Genomic DNA, 21,610 nt, shown 5'->3' with positions numbered 1-21,610 from the left:
CTTAGGAACGAAAAAAGTTTAAAGTTCTGTTCTGCGTTTTTCTCCGCATTACAAAACTTTAAACTTGAAACTTTAGACTTGAAACTATATTAATATACGAAAATCGGTTTTTCGCTCATCATTTCGTCCACTTCATTAGCAACTTCTTCGATAACAGCTTCATTTGTGTGATCTGTCAATACTTTATCAATTAATGCTACAATAGTTTCCATGTCAGCCTCAACCAAACCACGAGTAGTGATAGCAGCTGTACCAACACGAATTCCAGAAGTTACAAACGGTGATTTATCATCGAAAGGAACCATGTTTTTATTTACAGTAATTTCGGCTTTTACTAATGCATTTTCAGCATCTTTTCCTGAGATATTTTTATTTCTTAAGTCAATCAGCATCATGTGGTTATCAGTCCCGCCGGAGATAATGTTGTATCCTCTTTTTACGAAAGCATCTGCCATTGCATTTGCATTTTTTTGCAATTGCATCGCATATGTAAAGAATTCATCTTTTAACGCTTCACCAAAAGCAACCGCTTTAGCAGCGATAATGTGCATTAAAGGTCCGCCTTGATTTCCAGGGAAAACAGCTAAATCTAATAATGACGACATCATTCTGATTTCTCCTTTTGGAGTAGTTAAACCCATAGGATTTGGGAAATCTTTCCCCATCAAAATCAAACCTCCACGTGGTCCGCGTAGTGTTTTATGAGTTGTTGTTGAAACAATATGGCAATGTGGAATTGGGTCGTTCAATAATCCTTTGGCAATAAGACCTGCTGGGTGTGAAATATCAGCAAATAAAATTGCTCCAACGCTATCAGCAATTTGTCTGAAACGTGCAAAATCCATATCGCGAGAGTAAGCAGAAGCTCCTGCGATGATTAATTTTGGCTGTTCTTTAGTTGCAATTTCCTGAATTTTATCATAATCCAATCTTCCAGTTTCCTTATCTACACCATAAAAAACCGGATTGTAAACACGTCCTGAAAAGTTTACAGGAGAACCGTGAGTAAGGTGACCACCATGTGATAAATCGAAGCCTAATATTTTGTCACCTGGCTGTAAACAAGCATGAAAAACAGAAGCATTTGCCTGAGAACCTGAGTGAGGCTGTACGTTAGCATATTCAGCTCCAAATAATTCCTTTGCTCTGTCAATAGCAATCTGCTCAATAACGTCAACTACTTCACAACCGCCGTAGTATCTTTTGCCAGGATATCCCTCTGCATATTTATTAGTTAAAACAGAACCAGCTGCTTCCATTACTTCATCACTTACGAAGTTTTCTGAAGCAATAAGTTCTAATCCGTGAATTTGTCTGTCTTGTTCCTCTAGTATAAGGTCAAAAATTTGTTCGTCGCGTTGCATTTTTTCGTTTTTCGTTAATTTCCTGCAAAAATACAAAAAAACGTTTGTGATACTGTTAGATTATGATATATTTGACATAGAATTTTTCAACAAATAATTAACATTCACATGCCAATAACCGCCAACGATACCAAAAGAAAATCATGGTTAGAAGTACCAGAGAATAGTGATTTTCCTATTCAGAATATCCCTTTCGGTGTATTTCTTACCAAAGAAAATGTCGTTACAGTAGGAACCAGAATTGGCGATTTCGCTATAGATTTAGGAGCTTTACAACAATTGAACTATTTTTCAGGGATAGAATTGACTGATGATATGTTTATGCAGGACACGCTTAATGATTTTATTTCTGATGGAAAAAAAACATGGCGGTTAGTTCGCAATCGTATCGCTGATATTTTCGATGCAGAAAACCCACAACTTCGGGATTCAACAAAAGACAGAGATATTGTTATTTTCAAGATTGATGATGTAGAGATGCAATTACCCGTATTGATAGGGGATTATACCGATTTTTATTCCAGTAAAGAACATGCTACCAATGTTGGTAAAATGTTTCGTGATCCAGAAAATGCATTATTACCAAACTGGCTTCACATTCCGGTAGGATATCATGGTAGAAGTTCTACGATCGTTCCCTCAGGGATTCCTGTACACAGGCCAATGGGGCAAACTCTGCCGGCTGGTGAGAAATACCCGGTTTTTGGTCCTTCACGATTAGTGGATTTTGAATTAGAAACCGCTTTTATTACTACTGATGTGAATGTTATGGGCGAAAATATTTCGACTTATGAAGCAGAAGATTATATTTTCGGAATGGTTTTGCTGAATGACTGGAGTGCACGTGATATTCAAAAATGGGAATATGTACCGCTTGGGCCTTTTTTAGCTAAAAACTTTGCCACATCAATTTCTCCGTGGATTGTAACTATGGATGCTTTAGAACCTTTTAGAACAAAGGGACCAAAGCAGGATCCAACTCCACTTCCATATTTACAGACAAAAGGAAAAAAAGCATTTGATATTCATCTGGAAGTTGCCATTAAACCAGAAGAGCAAGAAGAAACTATTGTTTCCAGATCTAATTTTAAATATTTATACTGGTCAATGACTCAGCAATTGGCACATCATACTTCAAACGGATGTCGTGTAAATTCTGGTGATATGATGGGTTCCGGCACTATTTCAGGACCAACTCCTGATAGTTTTGGATCGATGTTAGAATTGACATGGGGAGGGAAAAATCCTTTAAAATTAAAAGACGGAAGCGAACGTAAATTCATTGAAGATAATGACACGGTTATTATGAGAGGATTCTGTGAAAATGCTGAAGTTCGAATTGGTTTTGGAGAAGTTGCTAATCAGCTTCTGCCACCATTCATCAGACAATGAAGAACAGATAGATTATCTGAAAGAATATAAAAAAGAAAAACCTTGGTGATAGCGAGGGCACTGAAAAAGTCTTTTCATAAATAAATTGTTAATTAAAAGGAGCAGAGGCTAAAAGTTTTCTGCTCCTTTTTTTTTGTATCTTTTCAGTGCAATAATAAGTTTTTTTAGATGTTAATTCAACAGCAACAAATTCAGTTTAGTCCCTACTCTTCATTATATGATTTAATTGTTGCTCAGGATAATCTCCTTAGAAAAATCAACGAACTTATAGATTTTTCATTCATCTATGATGAGTTGCTAAATAAATATTGTACAAATAATGGTCGCACAGCAGAAAGTCCGGTGGGTATGTTTAAGTATTTGCTTCTAAAGACAATTTATGACGTATCGGATGTTGATGTAGTAGAACGTTCACTTTTTGATATGTCTTTTAAGTATTTCTTAGAAATGACGCCAGAAGAGGACGTTATTAATCCAAGTTCTTTAACTAAATTTCGTAAACTTCGTCTTAAAGATACAGACTTATTAAATCTACTCATTGGTAAAACAGTGAATATTGCTGTTGAAAAGGGAATCATTAAATCCAGGTGTATTATAGTGGATGCGACACATACTTTATCGAGATCTAATCCATTTTCAGCAATTGAAGTATTAAGAGAGCATTCTAAACTACTTCGAAAATCGGTATATCTATTTGATGATCAATTCAAAGAACATATGCCAAAGAAGAGTCACACCAATGAAGTAGAAAAAGAACTAGTCTATTGTAGAGAACTTGAGCAGCGTATAGAAAAAGAAGAATCTTTGAGTTCTATACCTGCTGTAAAAGAAAAGCTTAACCTGCTTAAAGAAACTATAGAAGACATCCAAGAAAACTTTAACTTCTCAAAGGATACAGATGCTAAAATAGATCATAAATCTGCTGAGAGTTCTTTCTTTGGATATAAGACTCATTTAGCGATGACAGAAGAGCGTATTATTACCGCAGCTGTAATAACCTCCGCAGAGAAAGGAGATGGGCCGGAATTACCTAAACTTTTGGAGATTAGTCAGGAAAACGGAATTAATGTAACTGCCATTATTGGCGATGCGGCTTATGCAGGAAAAGAAAATCTAAAGCTCACAAATGAACAAAACATTAAAATAGTAGCCAAACTAAATACTACAATAACACAAGGTATTAGAAAAGAAGAAGATAAATTTGATTACAATAAATATGCCGACAGGTTTGTTTGTCCTGCAGGCCACATGGCTATAAGAAAAGCTCATCAAGGCAAAAAGAATGTTGGAAATAATCAAGTAGATACATACTATTTTGATGTTGAAAAATGCAAGTCTTGTCCTTTAAAAGAAGGATGTTACAAAGAAGGATCAAAGACAAAAACATATTCGGTATCGATAAAATCAGAATTACACCAAGAACAAATTGCTTTCCAAGAAACCGACTATTATAAAGAAAAGGCCAAACACCGGTACAAAATAGAAGCCAAAAACAGTGAATTAAAAAACGTACATGGTTATGATAGAGCACTATCGTATGGCATCACCAATATGCAAATGCAAGGAGCAATGGCTATTTTTACAGTCAACTTAAAAAGAATACTGAAATTAATGTAAGAAATTATAAAAATAAGTATGCTTATACAAAATACCCTTCTATAAATCAAAAATCGACTCATATAACCGCAAAAAAAAACAGTTATAAAAAGAAAAACGCTTATAACGGATATTTTTAAATCCTGTTATAAGCGTTTTTTATTGTCTAAAAAATATGCCTGATCAAAATAAGGGATGTTTTTCAGTGCCCTCGTGATAGCCAAGGTTTTTTTGTACTATTATTTCATGCTTGAATTTCGCAAAAAAACGTTGCGATTTGTGCCTTTTTAAAGAGAAAAATCATTCAGTAATCTGCTGACTCAAACAATGTAGTGTACCGAATCCCCAGATGAAATCGATACAGCTTATTCCGATTACTTCTCTGTCTGGGAAACATTCTGATAATATATTTAAAGCAACACGATCGTTACTGTCGTTAAATGTTGGTACTAAAACACAATTATTCAGAATTAAGAAATTGGCATAACTTGCCGGTAATCTTAAATCTTCAAAATCAACTCGTTTTGGCATTGGAAGCGCAACAATAGTTGGCGATTTTCCATCTTCTAATTTTGCGTTTTGCAAACGTTTAAAATTATCCTGTAAAGGCTTGTAGTTTGAATCGTTTTTATCTGTTTCAACTATCGTTACAATAGTATCTTCATTTACAAATCGGCATAAATCGTCAATGTGTCCGTGTGTGTCATCACCTTCGATTCCGTCTCCAAGCCAGATAACATTTGTAACCCCAAGATATTCTTTAAAAACGGCTTCATAATCTTCTTTGGTAAAACCTTGATTTCTAACCTGAATTGTTGGATGCATCAGGCATTCTTCAGAAGTTAGTAAAGTGCCTTTTCCGTTAACATCAATTGCGCCTCCTTCAACAATTACAGGTTTTCCTTTATATAGTACCTGGGTCAAAGGAACATCAATAAAATTAGCTATTTTGCCAGGAACAAACTTATCTAACTGATAGTTTTTATATTTTGCCCAGCCATTAAAATTGAAGTTTAGAGCCTCTCTTTTTGAACCATTTTTCACAATAATTGGCCCGGAATCACGCATCCAGCTTCTGTTTGTTTTGTGAATGATAAAAGAAATATTAGCAATGTTAACACGTGCTCTTTCTAACATTTCGGCAACTTTTTCTTTTAATTTTTCATCGGCTACGACCAAGAATACAGTTTCATAGGTTGCTACCTTTTTAATGAATTCAATAAATGCCCACTGAACTGCTTCATATTTTCCCGGCCAATCATTTCCATTATGAGGAAAACATAATACGATTCCTTGTTGTTTCTCCCATTCTGCAGGAAATCTTCTATTATTTGCTGTCATAAAAAGTTTCTAATTAAAGACTGCAAAGATAAGCATTCATTAGGATTTATAAACATAAAGAGTAGTCCTGTTATAAAAATAAATAAGAGTTGCGGAGATAATTTTATTGAATGAAAGAGAGATTAAATGTGAGATATTTCTAATTATTTTTTTAAAAAAAGTAAAATTTTATTAAATAATTCTTACAAAAAAACATAATATATGGAAATTATATAAAATTCAAATGTATGTATAGAACAGCTTTTTATTACTCTTAGTATAAGTTTGTTGTGAGTTTACAATAAAAACAACCTAATAAAACATAAATTTTAAAACACGTAGATATTATGAAAAAGAAATTAACTTCCTTAACATTTTTTGTGCTGTCATTTGTAGCAAGCGCACAAAATGTAACTACTCCTTCAAACGAACCGTCTATTGATGAGTCCGCTTATAATAAATGGTCTATAGAATTAAATGGTGGTTTAAATAAGCCAGCAAGAACAATGACAGCGGGCTATTATACCCAAGTTTTTAATTCTCTTCATGCTGATTTGGGTGTAAGGTATATGTTTAATCCAAAATTTGGTCTAAAATTAGATTTTGGGTATGATAAATTTTATGAAGGAGACAACTCTCTTAAATTCGATAGCAAGTATTTGAGAACTAGTTTACAAGGTGTTGTAAATCTTAGTAGAGCCCTGAACTTTGAGACCTGGACAAATACCATTGGGATATTGGTTCATGGTGGATTTGGTGCTTCTCAAATTACAAGTAAAACTGGTTTTGACGATGAAGATTATATGGTTAATGGAATTTTGGGTTTAACAGGTCAGGTGAAATTAAGTAATAGAGTTGTATTGACAGGTGATTTAACAGGAATTGTTAATGCTCAACAGAATTGGAATTTTGATGGAATGGAGAAAGTTCAAACTGGTGCTTTTGACGGTGTTTTGATAAATGCTTCCGTAGGTTTGACAGTGTACTTAGGTAAAAATCAAAAACATGCTGACTGGGTTGGAGAAGTGGATAAATATGATAAATTAGAACGAAGAGTTGAATTGATTGAAAGTGGTCTTCTAGATACTGATAAGGATGGTGTAGCTGATTTGTATGATTTAGAGCCAAATTCTATTACTGGTGTTGCTGTAAATACAAAAGGACAATCAATTGATAATAACCAAAATGGAGTTCCGGATGAATTAGAAAGTTACTTAGAAAAAACGTATGGTCAAAAAAGCGATAAAATTGCTACAAATAGTACGGTTGAGCAACTAATTAACGATGGATATGTAAATGTATACTTTGAGTTTAATTCTTCTAAACCAACAAATGCATCTTTATCTGGTATTGACTTCCTGGTTAAATATTTGAAAAATAATCCGGATAAAACTGCAGATGTAGTAGGGTATGCTGACGAAATTGGAAGTTCAAGTTATAATATTGAATTGTCAAGAAAAAGAGCTGAAGCTGTTAAGCAAGTGGCAATAAATGCAGGAATTGATGCTTCAAGATTAAATGTAATTGCCAACGGAGAAGATACTTCAGTAAATAAAAACTCAAAAGAAGCACGTCAAATTGTGCGAAGAGTTTCTTTTCAGGTGAAATAAATATTTTAAAAAATTATACTAAAAAGGCCGTTTCAAATATTTGAAACGGCCTTTTTTTATAACAAACTAAATTAATCAATTGCTCTTTTTGTAATATCCCCAAATGCATCAATTCTTCTGTCTCTAAAAAATGGCCAATTCTGACGTACATTTTCCTGTAAATCCAAATCTACTTCGGCAATTAAAATTTCTTCCTGATCATGTGAAGCCTGCGCTAAAATTTCGCCCTGAGGACCTGCAATAAATGATGCTCCCCAAAACTGAATTCCTTCAGTTCCTTCAATATATTGTTCTAGACCAATTCGGTTTGCTGCAGCAACGAAAACACCATTTGCAACAGCATGTCCTTTCATAACATTCATCCAGGCGCCATATTGATTTTCTCCGTATTGTTCTTTTTCTTTTGGATGCCATCCGATTGCTGTAGGGTAGAATAATACTTCTGCACCTTTTAAAGCTGTAATACGGGCTGCTTCAGGATACCATTGATCCCAGCAGATAAGCGTTCCGATAGTTCCTTTTTTAGTTTCGATTGCCTGAAAACCTAAATCACCCGGAGTGAAATAGAATTTTTCATAAAAGTGCGGATCATCAGGAATATGCATTTTGCGGTATAAACCGGCTTCAGTTCCATCAGTATCAATAATGTAGGCACTATTATGGTAAATTCCTGCCATTCTTTTTTCGAAGAAAGGAACAATTATAACAACTCCTAATTCTTTTGCTAATTCACTAAAAGCAATAAATGATGTACTGTAAAGTGGTTCTGCTAATGCAAAATTATCTACATCTTCGCTTTGACAAAAATAGTGACTGCTATATAATTCAGGAAGCAGGATAACTTCTGCACCTTTACCTGCAGCATCTTTCACCCAGCTAATGCATTTTTTAAGATTATTTTCGGCAACGTCATTAAGGTTTAACTGAATAACGGCTATTTTATATTTTCTTTTCGGCATGACATAAAATTTAGAGTGCAAAAATAGTAATTTTTTAAGCGAAAGGCAAAGGCTGTTCATTGTTCCTGTTAAAACTTCATTTCATGATTATATATAAAAAAAACACCTGTACTGATATAATGGTGTTTTAGTGATTGAAAACTGTTCTTAAAGTATTTATTGTTTTTTGATTAAGCTTACATTTCCGTAATTCGAGTTTACGGTGACTTTATTTTGGCCTTTTCTTTTGTTATAACCACTTATTTTTTTTGAAGCAGATTTGTTTTCGGTTAAGGAAATATCTAATGAATTGTCTTTTTTAATATTTCCGTATTTGGTGTTTATATTAAAATCAAATGTATAATTGGTGTCATACCCCAGATATATATCAGAGTAACCGGAATTAATATTAATGTTATTGGCTTGTTCTGTTATGTTTCCAATATTTATTTTGCTGTAATTGGCATCAATATTTATATTGTTTGAAATTTCGGCAACATTGATTGTTAGATAATTACCGGACCCTGAAAGTGAATTTATTTTCTGAAATTTAAAATTTCCGTAATTACAGTCATATTTAACGTTTTGGCCATCAGAAATAACTAAATCTGTGTAATTTGTATCTAAAATCAGATTTCCGGAGTCATTTATTTTTAAACCTGAATAGCGTGCTTCAATTATTCCGTTTTTAATATAATCAATAGCTGAGTTTTGGCAATATTCTATCTGAATGCGATTGCTTTGTCCGTTTAATTTCCCAAGCATAACTTTTCCATATTTACAGGAAATATCAGTAGTTGACTCTAAAGCAAGAGCAGTGATATTGCCATATTTATTATTTAATTTTACTGTTCCGCTTTTTGGGATTTTAATTACATAATTGATTTCGAAACTGTTGCTGCTTCCTTTGCCTTTTAAGGACGAGCTCCCAATTTTGGTATTTGCTGTAACCATTGATTTAAGAGCTGTAATATCAACATCAATACTATTCAGTTTTTCGTTGACCCAATTTTCGTTTCCTCCGGTAACTTTTATAGTAATGTCGAGGTCGATTTTATCTTCATCCCAAGTCGATACTGTGATGTTTCCGTATTTGTTGTCGATATCTATTCCTGCATTCGAATTAACGATATAGGTTTTTTTGATGCTTTTTTGTTTTGAAATAAAAGTATCATCATTTGAAAAACCTAAAAAAGGAATTAAAATAAATAAAATCAGTATGTTATAGTGTTTCTTCATTTGTGGTATTTTTTAAGTTTTCATTTTCTTCAATACGCTGCAAAACCGTTTGTAAAAAGGATATTCGGGTCTGCAGGTTGCTGATCATTGCGTAAATAATTTGTTTGTTTTCACCGTTTTTCTGAACCTCTTTTATAATTTTTTCATAATCGGCATCAAAAACTTTCATTTGTTTTAAAGCATCGTTTATGATTTGCTCATTTTCCGGAGAACTTTTTTCTTTCAGTTTAACCAGTTCATTTTCAATTAAAATACTGAAAATAGAATCCGTTCGTTTGGTTTCTTTTGATGCAAATTTAAGTTCCTGAGGTTTTGCATTACTATTGTAGAAAACGGATATGCCTAATAATAGGACTATTGAAGCAGCAATGGCCCAAAAAGAATAATTCTTTTTCTTTGGCTGTTTTTTGTTCAGTTTATTTAAGAAATCTAATTGATGGTTTGTATTCATTTCCTCAACATCCCATTGTTTTTCAAATTTTTTAAATAACTCGTCTAATTTGTCATTTTCCTTTTTCATAAATCTTCTTCTAATTTTTTTCGTAAACTTTCTTTAGCTCTGCTTAATGTTGTCCTGCAATTGGCATAACTGATATTTAAGATTTCGCTAATTTCTTCCTGATCATAACCTTCAATGTAAAAGAGCGTCAACACCATTCGGTAATTATCTTTTAAGCCTGATATGGCATCGATTACCTGTTTTACCTTAAGTGAATTCAGATCGATATTGTCAGAAAGAATAGTGTCGTTTTCTTCAATTTTATAAAGTGTTTTGTTTAGGTCTTCCATCTGAAAAGCATTATTCTTTTTATAAAAATCAATGCTGTAATTCACAATAATTTTCTTTAGCCACGCACCAAAAGCAACTTCTTGCCTGTAGTCGTTTATTTTTGTAAAAGCTCTCAAAAAACCTTCCTGCATGACGTCTTGTGCAAAATGTTCATCTTTTACAATTCTGTAAGCCACATTATACATAGCTTTGCAGTAACGATTGTAAACTTCAAATTGTGCTTTTTGATTATTTTCTTTACAAAGTTTGATTAACTCTTCGATATTTTGATTGGTTGTATTCAAGTAATGATTGCTTGTTTCTTATAAGGACTTCGCTTTTTTCGGTTTGTTACACTTTTGATAAAAATAATTGTATTTTTTTTGAAATGCCTGTCATACTTATATAAAATAGTTTTGGACATTAAAATTTCAATTGCAATGTCTTTGTTTTTGGCATAATGATTGTCTATTTTTATGGCCTAACTTTCAAAGATAATTTTTAGCCTGATTTTATTAAAACACAGCTTTCGTAGTTAGTATTTGAGATTAGAACAAACCTTTTAATGACAAAACGACTTATATATTATTATGGCAAACCATAAAATACTTACTATTGACAATCTGTCACTTCAGGAATTTGACTCGGAGGCAGAATTAATTCCATTATTAACTCCCGAAGATGAAGAGGAAATGAACAATGAAGAGCTTCCACTTTCGTTACCCATTTTACCTTTACGTAATACTGTTTTATTTCCCGGAGTTGTGATTCCAATTTCGGCAGGAAGGGATAAATCAATAAAATTAATCAACGATGCCAATGCCGGTGAAAAAATCATTGGTGTAGTTTCGCAAATTAATGAAGAAGATGAAGATCCTTCTAAAGATGATATTCATAAAATAGGAACAGTAGCCAGGATTCTGCGTGTTTTGAAAATGCCGGACGGAAATGTTACTGTAATTCTGCAAGGAAAAAAACGTTTTGAAATAGAGGACGTAGTTTCTGAAGAGCCTTATATTACAGCAACTATTAAAGAAGTTAACGAAGAGCGTCCTGCAGAAAACGATAGTGAATTTACTGCCATTTTAGATTCTGTAAAAGAATTGGCGATTCAGATTATTAAGGAAAGTCCAAACATTCCATCAGAAGCAACTTTCGCAATCAAAAATATTGAAAGCCAATCGTTTCTAATCAATTTTGTTTCTTCTAATATGAATTTGTCTGTAAAAGAAAAACAAGATCTTTTATCGATAAATGGATTGAAAGAGCGTGCTTTAGAAACGCTGCGTTATATGAATATTGAGCTTCAGAAATTAGAACTGAAAAATGACATTCAGTCAAAAGTTCGTTTTGATTTAGATCAGCAACAACGTGAGTATTTCCTTCATCAGCAAATGAAAACCATTCAGGAAGAATTGGGAGGTGTTTCGCAGGAAGAAGAAATGGACGAAATGGGACAGAAAGCGAAAACCAAAAAATGGGACGAAAAAACGCAGAAACATTTCGAAAAAGAGTTGTCAAAAATGCGCAGAATGAATCCACAATCGCCTGATTTTGGAATTCAGCGTAACTATTTAGAGTTGTTTTTGGAATTGCCTTGGGGGGAATATTCTAAAGATAAATTTGATTTAAAATTTGCTCAGAAAGTTTTAGATAAAGATCATTTTGGACTTGAAGAAGTTAAGAAAAGAATGATTGAACATTTGGCGGTACTGAAACTTCGTAACGATATGAAATCTCCAATTATTTGTTTAACAGGGCCTCCGGGTGTTGGTAAAACTTCTATTGGACGTTCTGTTGCCGAAGCTCTTGGACGTGAATATGTACGTATTTCTTTAGGAGGCTTGCGTGATGAAGCAGAAATTCGAGGACACAGAAAAACGTATATTGGAGCCATGCCGGGACGAATTATTCAGAGTTTGAAAAAAGCCGGAACTTCAAATCCTGTTTTTATTTTAGATGAAATTGATAAATTATCAAACGGAAATAGTGGTGATCCTTCTTCAGCTTTATTAGAAGTTTTAGACCCAGAGCAAAACAGTGCTTTTTATGATAATTTCCTTGAAATGGGGTATGATTTATCTAAAGTAATGTTCATTGCAACATCAAATAATATGGCTGCTATTCAGCCAGCTTTGCGTGACAGGATGGAAGTAATCAAAATGTCAGGTTATACAATTGAAGAAAAGGTAGAAATTGCAAAACGACACCTTTTTCCAAAACAATTAGAAGCTCACGGATTAACGGCTAAAGATTTGATAATTGGCAAAAAACAATTAGAAAAAATTGTTGAAGGTTATACACGGGAATCCGGTGTCCGTAATTTAGAAACTAAAATTGCTCAGGTAATTCGTAACGCTGCAAAAGCAGTTGCGATGGAAGAGGAGTACAACAAAAAAGTTACTGACGAGGATATTGTAAAAGTTTTAGGTGTTCCAAGATTGGAGCGTGATAAATATGAAAATAATGATGTTGCCGGAGTAGTTACAGGTCTTGCCTGGACGAGTGTAGGTGGAGATATTTTGTTTATAGAATCGTTGATTTCTGAAGGAAAAGGAGCCTTGAGTATTACAGGAAATCTTGGTACTGTAATGAAAGAATCGGCTACGATTGCTTTAGAATATATTAAAGCAAATGCTAAAAAGCTTGGACTTGATTCAACTTTGTTTCAAAAATACAATATTCACCTGCATGTTCCTGAGGGGGCTACACCAAAAGACGGACCAAGTGCCGGTATTGCAATGCTGACTTCTTTGGTTTCTTTATTGACTCAAAAGAAAGTGAAGAAAAGTTTAGCCATGACAGGCGAAATTACCCTTCGTGGAAAAGTTTTACCAGTTGGTGGCATTAAAGAAAAAATCTTAGCGGCAAAGAGAGCTGGTATTAAAGAAATCATCTTATGTCACGAAAATAAATCTGATATTGATGAAATCAAAGCAGAATATTTAGAAGGTCTGAGTTTTCATTATGTGAAAGAAATGAGTGAAGTTCTGGCTCTTGCATTGACAGATCAAAATGCAAAGAATGCAAAACAATTGAAGTAAAATATTTTTTATTATTTAAAAAAAGCATTTTTGCATGCTGAAATATAAATTCCAAATTTCAATCTGAATTCTCAGTTTTGGAGTTTGGAATTTTAAATTATAAGAAAATGAAAGTAGTTCCTTAGCTTTTATACCACCATAAAGATGTTAGAAAAATTATGGTTAACGGTTTGTCTTGTATCGTCCATAAAACCATGGATACAATAGATGTTAATACAGACCATTATGTTTCTTAACATGTTTTGTCTGTAGTTTTAAAAGGAACGTTTAATATTGAAACTTATTACGAGGAAGAAAGGTTTTGTGTTAATCAGAATCAATTGGTTTTTATACCAAAATGGAGGTATATGATTTCGGATGTTCTGTCTGAAAATGGAGAATTCGAGGCTTTTTTTTATTTTTTTGAAGAAAATATTATCAATGAATTTTTGACAAAAATTAATCCGGTCAAAACTTTAGGACCAACCCCTTCCTTGCTTTTGGAATATGCCGAAAATATTAGAATTTTTACAGAATCAATATTGAAAGTATATACAGAGAAAGCAAATAAGGAAGTTGTAAAACTTAAACTTTTAGAATTATTATATTTAATTTATCATTCACCACAACAGAATCATTTAATTCAAATTTTACTTTCCTTAAATACCAGAAAAAAAAGAAATCTCGAAGGTTTAATGCTCGAAAACTTTGATAAACCTCTATCTGTTGAGGATTATGCATTTTTAGCAGGAAGAAGTATTTCTTTATTTAACAGAGATTTTCAAAGAAAATTTGAAATACCTCCTAAAAAGTGGATTATTCAGAAACGGCTTGAAAAGGCTGTTGAACTTTTGACCGATACAAATTTAAACATTGCGCAAATTTCGTTAGAAGTGGGTTACGAAAATGTCTCTTGTTTTATCAATTTGTTTGGGAAACAGTTTGGTGTTTCTCCGAAACAGTTTCTTTTAAAAAAAAGAGCTGATAAACTTTTGAATCAATGTTGATACTTTTGAGAAAAATCTAAATTTTACTTTTTCCTGTCGTTTTATTTTTGAAGAGAATTTAAAAATATTAAAATGAGTAAAGTAAAAGTTAGTCAGACATCAGAAGCGATTGTAAGTCTTGATGCCGATAAAGTTTGGGAAAAATTAGTTGATTTTGGAGGAACAGAAAAATTTGTACCCGATCTTATTGAAAAAGTAATTTTAGAAGGAAATGGGGTAGGTGCTGTCAGGACAATTTATATAAAAGGCGGAGGTGAGATTTTAGAAAAGTTAACATCAATTAATCGAAACAAATTAGAAATGAAATTTATTATTTTATCGCCGCCAATGCCTGTGTATAATTATGAAGGTATCTTTCAAATGGATCCTAAAGAAGGTGATAAATGTAGTGTGAAGTTCGAATCAATATATGACATTGCAATTCAGGATAGAGAAGAAATTAATACAATAATTAAAAATTTTCAGGAAACCTTGTTGTAAAATTTAGATAAATAGTTATGGTGAAAAATCTAAATTCCGATCTGTAAATCACAGTATCGGAATTTGTTTTTTTATTGCTTCTTTTTTTCTAAAACAGCAAGACCAAACCTAATTTTATCATATCCCATTTTTTCTTCAAAATGGTCAAAATAAGGTTTTAAAGCATTTGGATTTTCAAGTTCAGTCCTGGCTTTTTCTAATTGTAAGACTTCTTCATCCGAAATAAATTGGCTGACATCAATATCAACTCCGTCTAAATATAATTTAGCCAGATGAGAAATAACTGTCGATAGCCCTAATTTTCTTGTTTTCGCAATTTCTTCTACAGAATTTCCGTTTTCAAACATTTCTAAGGTTGTTTTATAAGTAGCGCTTTCCTTTTTTATTTTAGTATTTGAAACTTTACTCTTTTGAAATTCAATAATCGCATTTATAAATTCAGAACCATATTTTTCGAGTTTCGTTTTTCCAACACCATCAATTGCCAGAAATTCTTCATCACTCATTGGTCGTAAAGTTTCCATTTGCCTTAATGCTGCATCACTGAAAATGACATACGCAGGAACTTCATCTTGCTTGGCAATTTCATAACGCAATTTTCTGAGGGTTTCAAAAAGTGAGTTTGTGGCAGGTTTCGGTTTAGTTTTTGCTTCCTTAATTTCGTTTTTATCGATTACTTTTTTAACAACCGTAGTTAATTTTACTTTTTCGCCTTCAAACAATACTTTTTTGGCAAAAGGAGTCAGTAAAATTTTGTTGTGCTGATGAAAAGCAATTTCGCAATATCCTAAATTAATTAACTGAATTAGATATTGATTCCAGTCGTACCAGGAAATGTCAGCACCAATTCCGTAGGTTTTTAAGTCCTGATAATTTTTTTCGTAGATATATGCATTTTTTGAACCTCTTAAAAAATCGACAATTACTGCTAAAGGCTCAGATTCTTTTAAACGGGTAATTGCAGATAATGCCTTTTGTGCTAAAATTGTTCCATCGAAAAATGTTGGCGGATTTTTGCATATATCACAATTGCCGCAATTTTCAGTAACCAACTCCCCAAAATAAGAAAGTAGAATTTTCCTTCTGCAGCTCAATGCATCGGCATATTGTTTCATTCGGTCTAATTTTGCCAGCTGTACATCAGAGTTCAAACCTTCTGAAGCAAATTTCTGTAGTTGAATCACATCGGCATAACTTTCAAACAAAACAGTTTCTGCCGGTAATCCATCACGACCTGCCCTGCCAATTTCCTGATAATAACCTTCAATGTTTTTTGGTAAATTATAATGAATGACCCAACGCACATTCGATTTGTCAATCCCCATTCCAAAAGCAATCGTAGCACAAACTACCTGACAGTCATCATTTATAAATTCATCCTGTGTTTTAGCGCGAATAGTATTATCCAGTCCGGCATGATATGCTTTTGCAGTGATTCCGCTTTTTTGAAGTTTTTGAGCAAGTTCTTCAGTGGTTTTCCTGCTTAGACAATAAATGATACCTGATTCATTCGGTTTGTTTTCTACAAAATCAATAATTTGTTTGACACGGTCAAGTGCCGGACGAACTTCGAGGCTCAAATTTATTCTATCGAAAGAAGCAATGAAAGTCTTTGAGTTTTTTAAATTTAATTGCTGTGTAATATCGGTACGTGTTGCTTTGTCTGCTGTTGCGGTCAAAGCAAGAATAGGAGTAGAGGGGAAGCGGTTTTTTAAATATCCCAGATTAGTATAAGCTGGTCGAAAATCATGTCCCCATGACGAAATACAATGTGCTTCATCAATTGCAATTAGACTGATTGTTAGATCATTAAATACAATGTCCAGGTAAGACAAACTTTCAGGAGCGATGTAGACAAGTTTAAAATTATTCGATTTTAAATTCTCAATATAAAATTGCTGTTCATCACTTGATTGACTGCTATTGATATAACAAGCAGAAATTCCGTTGGTTTTTAAGCTATCAACCTGATCCTTCATCAAAGCTATTAATGGAGAAATAACAACAGTAATTCCCGGCAGAATTAAAGCAGGTAACTGAAAGCATATAGATTTTCCTCCTCCTGTTGGCATTATAGCCAGCGTATCCTGGCCTGAAAGAATCGTATTTATTATATTCTCCTGATTAGGTCTGAATTTTTCAAAACCAAAATTTTCTTTTAGTTTGGCGTGTAGAATTTCTGAGTTCATGGCTTATATTTTTTTCAAATATAATAAAAAATAATATTTTTCTTATAAAATAAAAATAATTTCATATTTGAATATTTTGTTTTAGCTAATAAAAAAAGGAACCCGAATAGAGTTCCTTAAATTTATTTTTGAAATGAATTAATCTTCATCATCTTCATCGTCATCTTCGTCAGCAATATCATTTTTATCTTCGTCATCATCGTCATCATCTCCACCGTCAACATCTGGTTTGTCCAGATTCTCGTCTTCATCATCATCATCACTATCATCATCAATATCAAGACCTTTTACTGGTTCGATTGTATCAACATCAAGATCGATATCATCATCTTCATCGTAATTTTCAATTCTGTCAGCAAGTTTGGTACTAATTTTTACTAAATAAATAGTGTCTTCAGTACGAACTTCTACAGCTTCGATCAATTCGTTTTTAGCATTTCTAAAACGGATAACATCCGAATCATCATAACCATCAGGAAATTTTTCTACCAAAAGGTTTAAAATTTCGTTGGTAAGTTTGGCGTAGTCTACTATAACTCTTTTCATAAATATCCTATAAATCTAATAAGTAAGCAAAAATTAATGGAGCAACAATTGTGGCATCCGACTCAATAATAAATTTAGGGGTTTTAATGTCTAATTTACCCCAAGTGATTTTCTCGTTTGGAACAGCTCCGGAATACGAACCATAACTGGTTGTAGAATCCGAAATCTGGCAGAAATAACTCCAAAACGGAATATCATGCATTTCCATATCCTGATACAGCATTGGTACCACACAAATAGGGAAATCTCCTGCAATACCACCACCAATTTGGAAAAATCCAATTCCGTTAGTGCTATTTTTTGGATACCAATCAGCAAGAAATGTCATATATTCAATTCCTGATTTCATGGTAGAGGCTTTCAATTCACCTTTGATTACGTATGATGCAAAAATATTACCCATCGTACTATCTTCCCATCCCGGAACAATAATAGGTAAGTTTTTCTCAGCAGCAGCATACATCCAGCTGTCTTTTAAATCAATTTCGTAATATTCTTCTAAAACACCGGATAACAACATTTTATACATGAATTCATGTGGAAAATAACGTTCTCCTTTATCATCTGCATCTTTCCAGATTTTATAGATGTGTTTTTGTAAACGACGGAAGGCTTCATGTTCAGGAATACAAGTGTCTGTAACACGATTTAATCCTCTTTCAAGCAAAGCCCATTCGTCTTCCGGGGTTAAATCACGATAGTTTGGCACTCTTTCATAATGAGAGTGTGCAACTAAATTCATGATGTCTTCTTCTAAATTTGCTCCGGTACATGAAATAATCTGTACTTTATCCTGTCTGATTATTTCGGCAAAAATTTTACCAATTTCTGCTGTACTCATTGCGCCAGCCATACTTACCATCATTTTAGCTCCATTTGCCAATTGCTGTTCGTATGCTTTTGCAGCATCAACAAGAGAGGCAGAATTAAAGTGTAAATAATGCTTTTCAATAAACTGACTGATTGGTCCTTTCATTACGTTGTTTTTTTGTTTTTTTGTTTTTTTTTGAATTAAAAAGATTTTACCTTTTTAGATGTTACTGCAAATTAAGAATTTTATAAATATTAATTTGCCTTATTTGAAGCTTTTTTTATATTTTTTTTGTGTACCCTAAAATCTTTAATACATCGTCTGAAGTTTGTTGTTCTGAGAAAACCTCAGTAGCCAAAATCCCGTTTTCGTCACGATCAATCAAAATATGTTTAGGCTGTGGAATCAAACAGTGGTGTAAACCTCCGTAGCCTCCTATAGTTTCCTGATACGCACCTGTGTTAAAAAAACCAATGTATAACGGCTTCTCCTTGTTGTATTTAGGTAAATAAATGGCGTTCATATTTTGTTCTGAATTGTAATAGTCGTCACTATCGCATGTCAGTCCTCCTAATAAAACCCGCTCATATGTATCATTCCAGCGGTTCACCGCGAGCATAATAAAACGTTTATTTATAGCCCATGTATCCGGCAAAGTGGTAATGAAAGAGGAGTCAATCATATTCCATTTTTCTCTGTCGTTTTGTTGTTTTTGATATAAAATCTGATAGATAGCACCGCCACTTTCTCCAACTGTAAAGGATCCAAATTCTGTAAAAATGTTTGGGACATCCACTTCTGCTTCATCACATGCAATTTTAATCTGATTGATAATTTCATCAATCATATATTGGTAATCATATTCAAATGCAAGTGAGTTTTTAATAGGGAAACCACCTCCAATGTTTAATCCATCAAGACTAGGGCATTCCTTTTTAAGTGCAATGTATACTTTAATACATTTTACCAATTCATTCCAGTAATAAGCGGTATCATTAATTCCGGTATTGATGAAAAAGTGAAGCATTTTTAGCTCTAACTTATCATTTTCCTGAATTTGTTTTTTATAAAAAGAAACTATGTTTTTGTATCCAATACCTAATCTTGAGGTATAAAACTCAAATTTAGGTTCTTCCTCAGCAGCAATACGGATTCCGATTTTGAATTTTCCTTTAATTTCTGCCTGAAGCAAATCCAACTCCTCATAATTGTCAATAATCGGAATAGTATTTTTATGTCCGTTATTGATTAATCTTGCGATATTTGTAATGTATTCGTCTCTTTTGAAACCATTACAAATAACATAAGTACTCTTGTTGATTTTACCGTTTTCCAGTAAATTTTCAACAATATTAATGTCAAAAGCAGATGAAGTTTCAACGTGAATGTTATTTTTGAAAGCTTCATTCATTATGTATTCAAAATGAGAGCTTTTTGTGCAATAACAATAATAGTATTTTGCTTCGTATTTGTTTTTTTCCATTGATTTTCTGAACCAGGCCTTTGCCTTATTAATATTTTCAGAAATCTGTGGTAAATAAGTGAATTTTAATGGAGTACCATATTGTTCAACCAATTTCATTAAATCGATATTATGAAATTGTAAGTTGTCTTTGTTCAGTTTGAACTCTTCCTGAGGAAAATAATAGGTTTGATTGATTAGGTCAGAATATTTTGTATTCATTTAGCAATATTTTAGCATGTATTTTTAAATTTAGTAAACGTTTCTAAATCTTAAATTCAAACCCTGATATTGGCAAATACAATTTCCAGTTTTTCGTGTTCTGCCTTTGAACATAAAAAAACGTCTAAACAAAACGGACTTTTACTATTGTAAAAACGATTCAATATCCTTAATAAAGAACTATTGAGACGGTTTCTATAAGAGCTAAAGTGTTTTTGTTTATTGTTTGTTTTCATTGTGGCAAATGTAAAAAATAATATATACCTAATGCAACGCTTTTTATTAAAAAAAGTTTAAGATTTATAATCCTCAAACGCATTTAGAATGAGTTTATTTTCAACAGATTGGTTAATTTTTATTTTCCCGATGCCTTCAATCAGTGCAAACTGAATTGAACCATACTCATTTTTTTTGTCGTGAATAAGCAATTCTAATATCGGATCTATGTCGTTTTCTTCAATTTGTACATCGTCATAAATGCTTTTAAGAGCCGTTTTAATTTCAGTATATTCTTCTGCAGAAATTAAGTTTTTATGCAATGAGATATAACTTTCCAGAATCATTCCAATGGCAATTGCCTCGCCGTGTAATAAAGTTGTTTTAGTCTCGCTTTCTAAAAAGTAACTTTCGATAGCATGACCTAAAGTATGTCCAAAATTTAAAGCTTTACGGATGTTTTTCTCAGTTGGATCCTGAATTACAATATCATTTTTAATCTCAACTGAACGGTAAATCAATTCATCAAAATCCGCATAATCAATAGATTGTAAATTTAAAAACTGTCTCCAATATGAAGCATCATAAATTAATCCGTGTTTCAGCATTTCTGCAAGACCGGAACGCATTTCGCTTTGTGGCAAAGTTTCTAAATATTGCGTATCGATCAAAACCATTTGCGGTACATTAATCACACCAATTTGGTTTTTAAGATTTCCTAAATCGACACCAGTTTTTCCTCCCACAGAAGCATCCACCATAGACAATAAAGTAGTTGGTATATTAATGAAATCTACTCCACGTTTGAATGTAGAAGCCACAAAACCTCCTAAATCCGTAACAACGCCACCGCCTAAATTGATTATAAGCGATTTTCTGTCAGCACCTAATTCCGTAAGGACATTCCATATTTGAATACAGGTTTCTATGTTTTTATTGGCTTCACCAGATTCGAATTCTATAATTTCAATAGTTAAATCGGTTTCTAATAAAGGTAAAAATTTAGGCAAACAATGCTCATTTGTTTTATCATCCACTATAATGAACACATTAGAGTATTTATTTTCTTTTAAATGATTGTTTAAGGCTTCGTATGCATTTTGGTTAAAATGTACTAAATAATTATTTGCTTGAATAGATTCCATAATTCTTCGGTTAATTGAATCGGCAAAATAAGGCATTTTTAACTAAATAATATTCAAATACCAATTCTAATTTGTTTTAAAAATGAGTTTTTATAATCATTAAAAATAAATTTCTATCCTTAACTTTTGAGGAATTTAGAGTTTTTTTAAGTTGTGAATCTTCTTTATAATAATTTTCAGACTGAGAATTAGTTTGATTAATTTGAATTGGCACTGTAATGTTATGAATTTCTAAAAATATCTTCGTTTTGTTAAATAATATTCTAAACACTCTTTATCTT

The 21,610-nt window shown here is 32.7% G+C and carries 17 protein-coding genes; 6 read left to right on the top strand and 11 right to left on the bottom strand.

The window, feature by feature from the left end; genetic code table 11:
- Positions 1–89 precede the first annotated feature (89 nt).
- The gene (gene glyA / locus BXU10_RS20640) at positions 90–1,364 is read right to left on the bottom strand and encodes a serine hydroxymethyltransferase (RefSeq protein ID WP_078229388.1); all 1,275 of its coding nucleotides are present in this window, start codon (positions 1,362–1,364) and stop codon (positions 90–92) included.
- 108 nt (positions 1,365–1,472) lie between these two features.
- Between glyA and fahA the strand changes: the two genes are divergently transcribed.
- Together fahA and BXU10_RS20630 are read left to right on the top strand one after the other, a co-directional pair.
- A complete protein-coding gene (gene fahA, locus BXU10_RS20635; RefSeq protein WP_078229387.1) occupies positions 1,473–2,756 on the top strand; it encodes a fumarylacetoacetase in 1,284 nt (427 codons plus the stop codon).
- Between the two features lie 168 nt (positions 2,757–2,924).
- Positions 2,925–4,373, top strand: a complete 1,449-nt coding sequence (locus BXU10_RS20630) for an IS1182 family transposase (RefSeq protein WP_078229386.1) — start codon at positions 2,925–2,927, stop codon at positions 4,371–4,373.
- A gap of 279 nt (positions 4,374–4,652) precedes the next feature.
- Here BXU10_RS20630 and BXU10_RS20625 read toward each other — a convergent pair whose 3' ends face one another.
- Positions 4,653–5,693, bottom strand: coding sequence for an agmatine/peptidylarginine deiminase (locus tag BXU10_RS20625; protein WP_078229385.1), 1,041 nt, complete (start codon positions 5,691–5,693; stop codon positions 4,653–4,655).
- A gap of 326 nt (positions 5,694–6,019) precedes the next feature.
- Here BXU10_RS20625 and BXU10_RS20620 point away from each other — a divergent pair, with 326 nt between their 5' ends.
- A complete protein-coding gene (locus BXU10_RS20620) occupies positions 6,020–7,282 on the top strand; it encodes an OmpA family protein (protein ID WP_078229384.1) in 1,263 nt (420 codons plus the stop codon).
- A gap of 71 nt (positions 7,283–7,353) precedes the next feature.
- Here BXU10_RS20620 and BXU10_RS20615 read toward each other — a convergent pair whose 3' ends face one another.
- The 4 genes from BXU10_RS20615 to BXU10_RS20600 all read right to left on the bottom strand — a co-directional run bounded on the left by BXU10_RS20615 (position 7,354) and on the right by BXU10_RS20600 (position 10,533).
- On the bottom strand, positions 7,354–8,241 hold the full coding sequence (locus BXU10_RS20615; RefSeq protein WP_031457665.1) for a carbon-nitrogen hydrolase: 888 nt from the start codon (positions 8,239–8,241) through the stop codon (positions 7,354–7,356).
- A 156-nt stretch (positions 8,242–8,397) separates the two neighbouring features.
- Complete coding sequence (locus tag BXU10_RS20610) at positions 8,398–9,459, bottom strand: hypothetical protein (RefSeq protein WP_078229383.1); 1,062 nt, start codon at positions 9,457–9,459, stop codon at positions 8,398–8,400.
- Positions 9,443–9,979 (bottom strand): anti-sigma factor, encoded by a 537-nt coding sequence (locus BXU10_RS20605; protein WP_078229382.1) that lies wholly within the window; start codon positions 9,977–9,979, stop codon positions 9,443–9,445. The genes BXU10_RS20610 and BXU10_RS20605 overlap by 17 nt, the downstream gene beginning before the upstream one ends.
- On the bottom strand, positions 9,976–10,533 hold the full coding sequence (locus BXU10_RS20600) for an RNA polymerase sigma factor (protein ID WP_078229381.1): 558 nt from the start codon (positions 10,531–10,533) through the stop codon (positions 9,976–9,978). The genes BXU10_RS20605 and BXU10_RS20600 overlap by 4 nt, the downstream gene beginning before the upstream one ends.
- Positions 10,534–10,818: 285 nt before the next feature.
- Here BXU10_RS20600 and lon point away from each other — a divergent pair, with 285 nt between their 5' ends.
- The 3 genes from lon to BXU10_RS20585 all read left to right on the top strand — a co-directional run bounded on the left by lon (position 10,819) and on the right by BXU10_RS20585 (position 14,738).
- Positions 10,819–13,272 carry an endopeptidase La gene (lon, locus tag BXU10_RS20595; RefSeq protein WP_078229380.1) on the top strand — a complete coding sequence of 818 codons (2,454 nt, stop codon included), beginning with the start codon at positions 10,819–10,821 and terminating at the stop codon, positions 13,270–13,272.
- Positions 13,273–13,514: 242 nt separating this feature from the next.
- Positions 13,515–14,258, top strand: coding sequence for an AraC family transcriptional regulator (locus tag BXU10_RS20590; RefSeq protein ID WP_123922069.1), 744 nt, complete (start codon positions 13,515–13,517; stop codon positions 14,256–14,258).
- Between the two features lie 72 nt (positions 14,259–14,330).
- On the top strand, positions 14,331–14,738 hold the full coding sequence (locus BXU10_RS20585) for an SRPBCC family protein (RefSeq protein ID WP_078229378.1): 408 nt from the start codon (positions 14,331–14,333) through the stop codon (positions 14,736–14,738).
- Between the two features lie 71 nt (positions 14,739–14,809).
- Here BXU10_RS20585 and recQ read toward each other — a convergent pair whose 3' ends face one another.
- The 5 genes from recQ to aroB form a co-directional block, all read right to left on the bottom strand.
- Positions 14,810–16,927 (bottom strand): DNA helicase RecQ, encoded by a 2,118-nt coding sequence (recQ, locus tag BXU10_RS20580; RefSeq protein ID WP_078229377.1) that lies wholly within the window; start codon positions 16,925–16,927, stop codon positions 14,810–14,812.
- A 138-nt stretch (positions 16,928–17,065) separates the two neighbouring features.
- Entirely contained in the window at positions 17,066–17,473 is a 408-nt protein-coding gene (locus BXU10_RS25075) for a DNA primase (RefSeq protein WP_078229376.1), read from the bottom strand.
- 7 nt (positions 17,474–17,480) lie between these two features.
- Positions 17,481–18,449: a deoxyhypusine synthase family protein gene (locus BXU10_RS20570; RefSeq protein WP_035681188.1), complete on the bottom strand. Its 969-nt coding sequence runs from the start codon at positions 18,447–18,449 to the stop codon at positions 17,481–17,483.
- A gap of 115 nt (positions 18,450–18,564) precedes the next feature.
- Positions 18,565–19,968 (bottom strand): arginine decarboxylase, encoded by a 1,404-nt coding sequence (locus BXU10_RS20565; protein WP_078229375.1) that lies wholly within the window; start codon positions 19,966–19,968, stop codon positions 18,565–18,567.
- A 293-nt stretch (positions 19,969–20,261) separates the two neighbouring features.
- Positions 20,262–21,329, bottom strand: coding sequence for a 3-dehydroquinate synthase (gene aroB, locus BXU10_RS20560; protein WP_078229498.1), 1,068 nt, complete (start codon positions 21,327–21,329; stop codon positions 20,262–20,264).
- Between the last annotated feature and the right edge of the window lie 281 nt (positions 21,330–21,610).

It is taken from the genome of Flavobacterium sp. LM4, assembly GCF_002017935.1.
GTDB classification, from domain to species: domain Bacteria; phylum Bacteroidota; class Bacteroidia; order Flavobacteriales; family Flavobacteriaceae; genus Flavobacterium; species Flavobacterium chungangense.
This window is presented reverse-complemented; position numbering and strand designations above follow the sequence as displayed.

Bases quoted from the DNA above. Each gene is read 5' to 3' on its own strand.
- BXU10_RS20565 (WP_078229375.1), bottom strand. From the start codon at position 19,968: ATGAATACAAAATATTCTGACCTAATCAATCAAACCTATTATTTTCCT.
- BXU10_RS20605 (WP_078229382.1), bottom strand. From the start codon at position 9,979: ATGAAAAAGGAAAATGACAAATTAGACGAGTTATTTAAAAAATTTGAA.
- glyA (WP_078229388.1), bottom strand. From the start codon at position 1,364: ATGCAACGCGACGAACAAATTTTTGACCTTATACTAGAGGAACAAGAC.
- BXU10_RS20585 (WP_078229378.1), top strand. From the start codon at position 14,331: ATGAGTAAAGTAAAAGTTAGTCAGACATCAGAAGCGATTGTAAGTCTT.
- BXU10_RS20570 (WP_035681188.1), bottom strand. From the start codon at position 18,449: ATGAAAGGACCAATCAGTCAGTTTATTGAAAAGCATTATTTACACTTT.
- fahA (WP_078229387.1), top strand. From the start codon at position 1,473: ATGCCAATAACCGCCAACGATACCAAAAGAAAATCATGGTTAGAAGTA.
- BXU10_RS20630 (WP_078229386.1), top strand. From the start codon at position 2,925: ATGTTAATTCAACAGCAACAAATTCAGTTTAGTCCCTACTCTTCATTA.
- BXU10_RS20610 (WP_078229383.1), bottom strand. From the start codon at position 9,459: ATGAAGAAACACTATAACATACTGATTTTATTTATTTTAATTCCTTTT.
- BXU10_RS20620 (WP_078229384.1), top strand. From the start codon at position 6,020: ATGAAAAAGAAATTAACTTCCTTAACATTTTTTGTGCTGTCATTTGTA.
- recQ (WP_078229377.1), bottom strand. From the start codon at position 16,927: ATGAACTCAGAAATTCTACACGCCAAACTAAAAGAAAATTTTGGTTTT.
- BXU10_RS20625 (WP_078229385.1), bottom strand. From the start codon at position 5,693: ATGACAGCAAATAATAGAAGATTTCCTGCAGAATGGGAGAAACAACAA.
- BXU10_RS25075 (WP_078229376.1), bottom strand. From the start codon at position 17,473: ATGAAAAGAGTTATAGTAGACTACGCCAAACTTACCAACGAAATTTTA.
- aroB (WP_078229498.1), bottom strand. From the start codon at position 21,329: ATGGAATCTATTCAAGCAAATAATTATTTAGTACATTTTAACCAAAAT.
- BXU10_RS20615 (WP_031457665.1), bottom strand. From the start codon at position 8,241: ATGCCGAAAAGAAAATATAAAATAGCCGTTATTCAGTTAAACCTTAAT.
- lon (WP_078229380.1), top strand. From the start codon at position 10,819: ATGGCAAACCATAAAATACTTACTATTGACAATCTGTCACTTCAGGAA.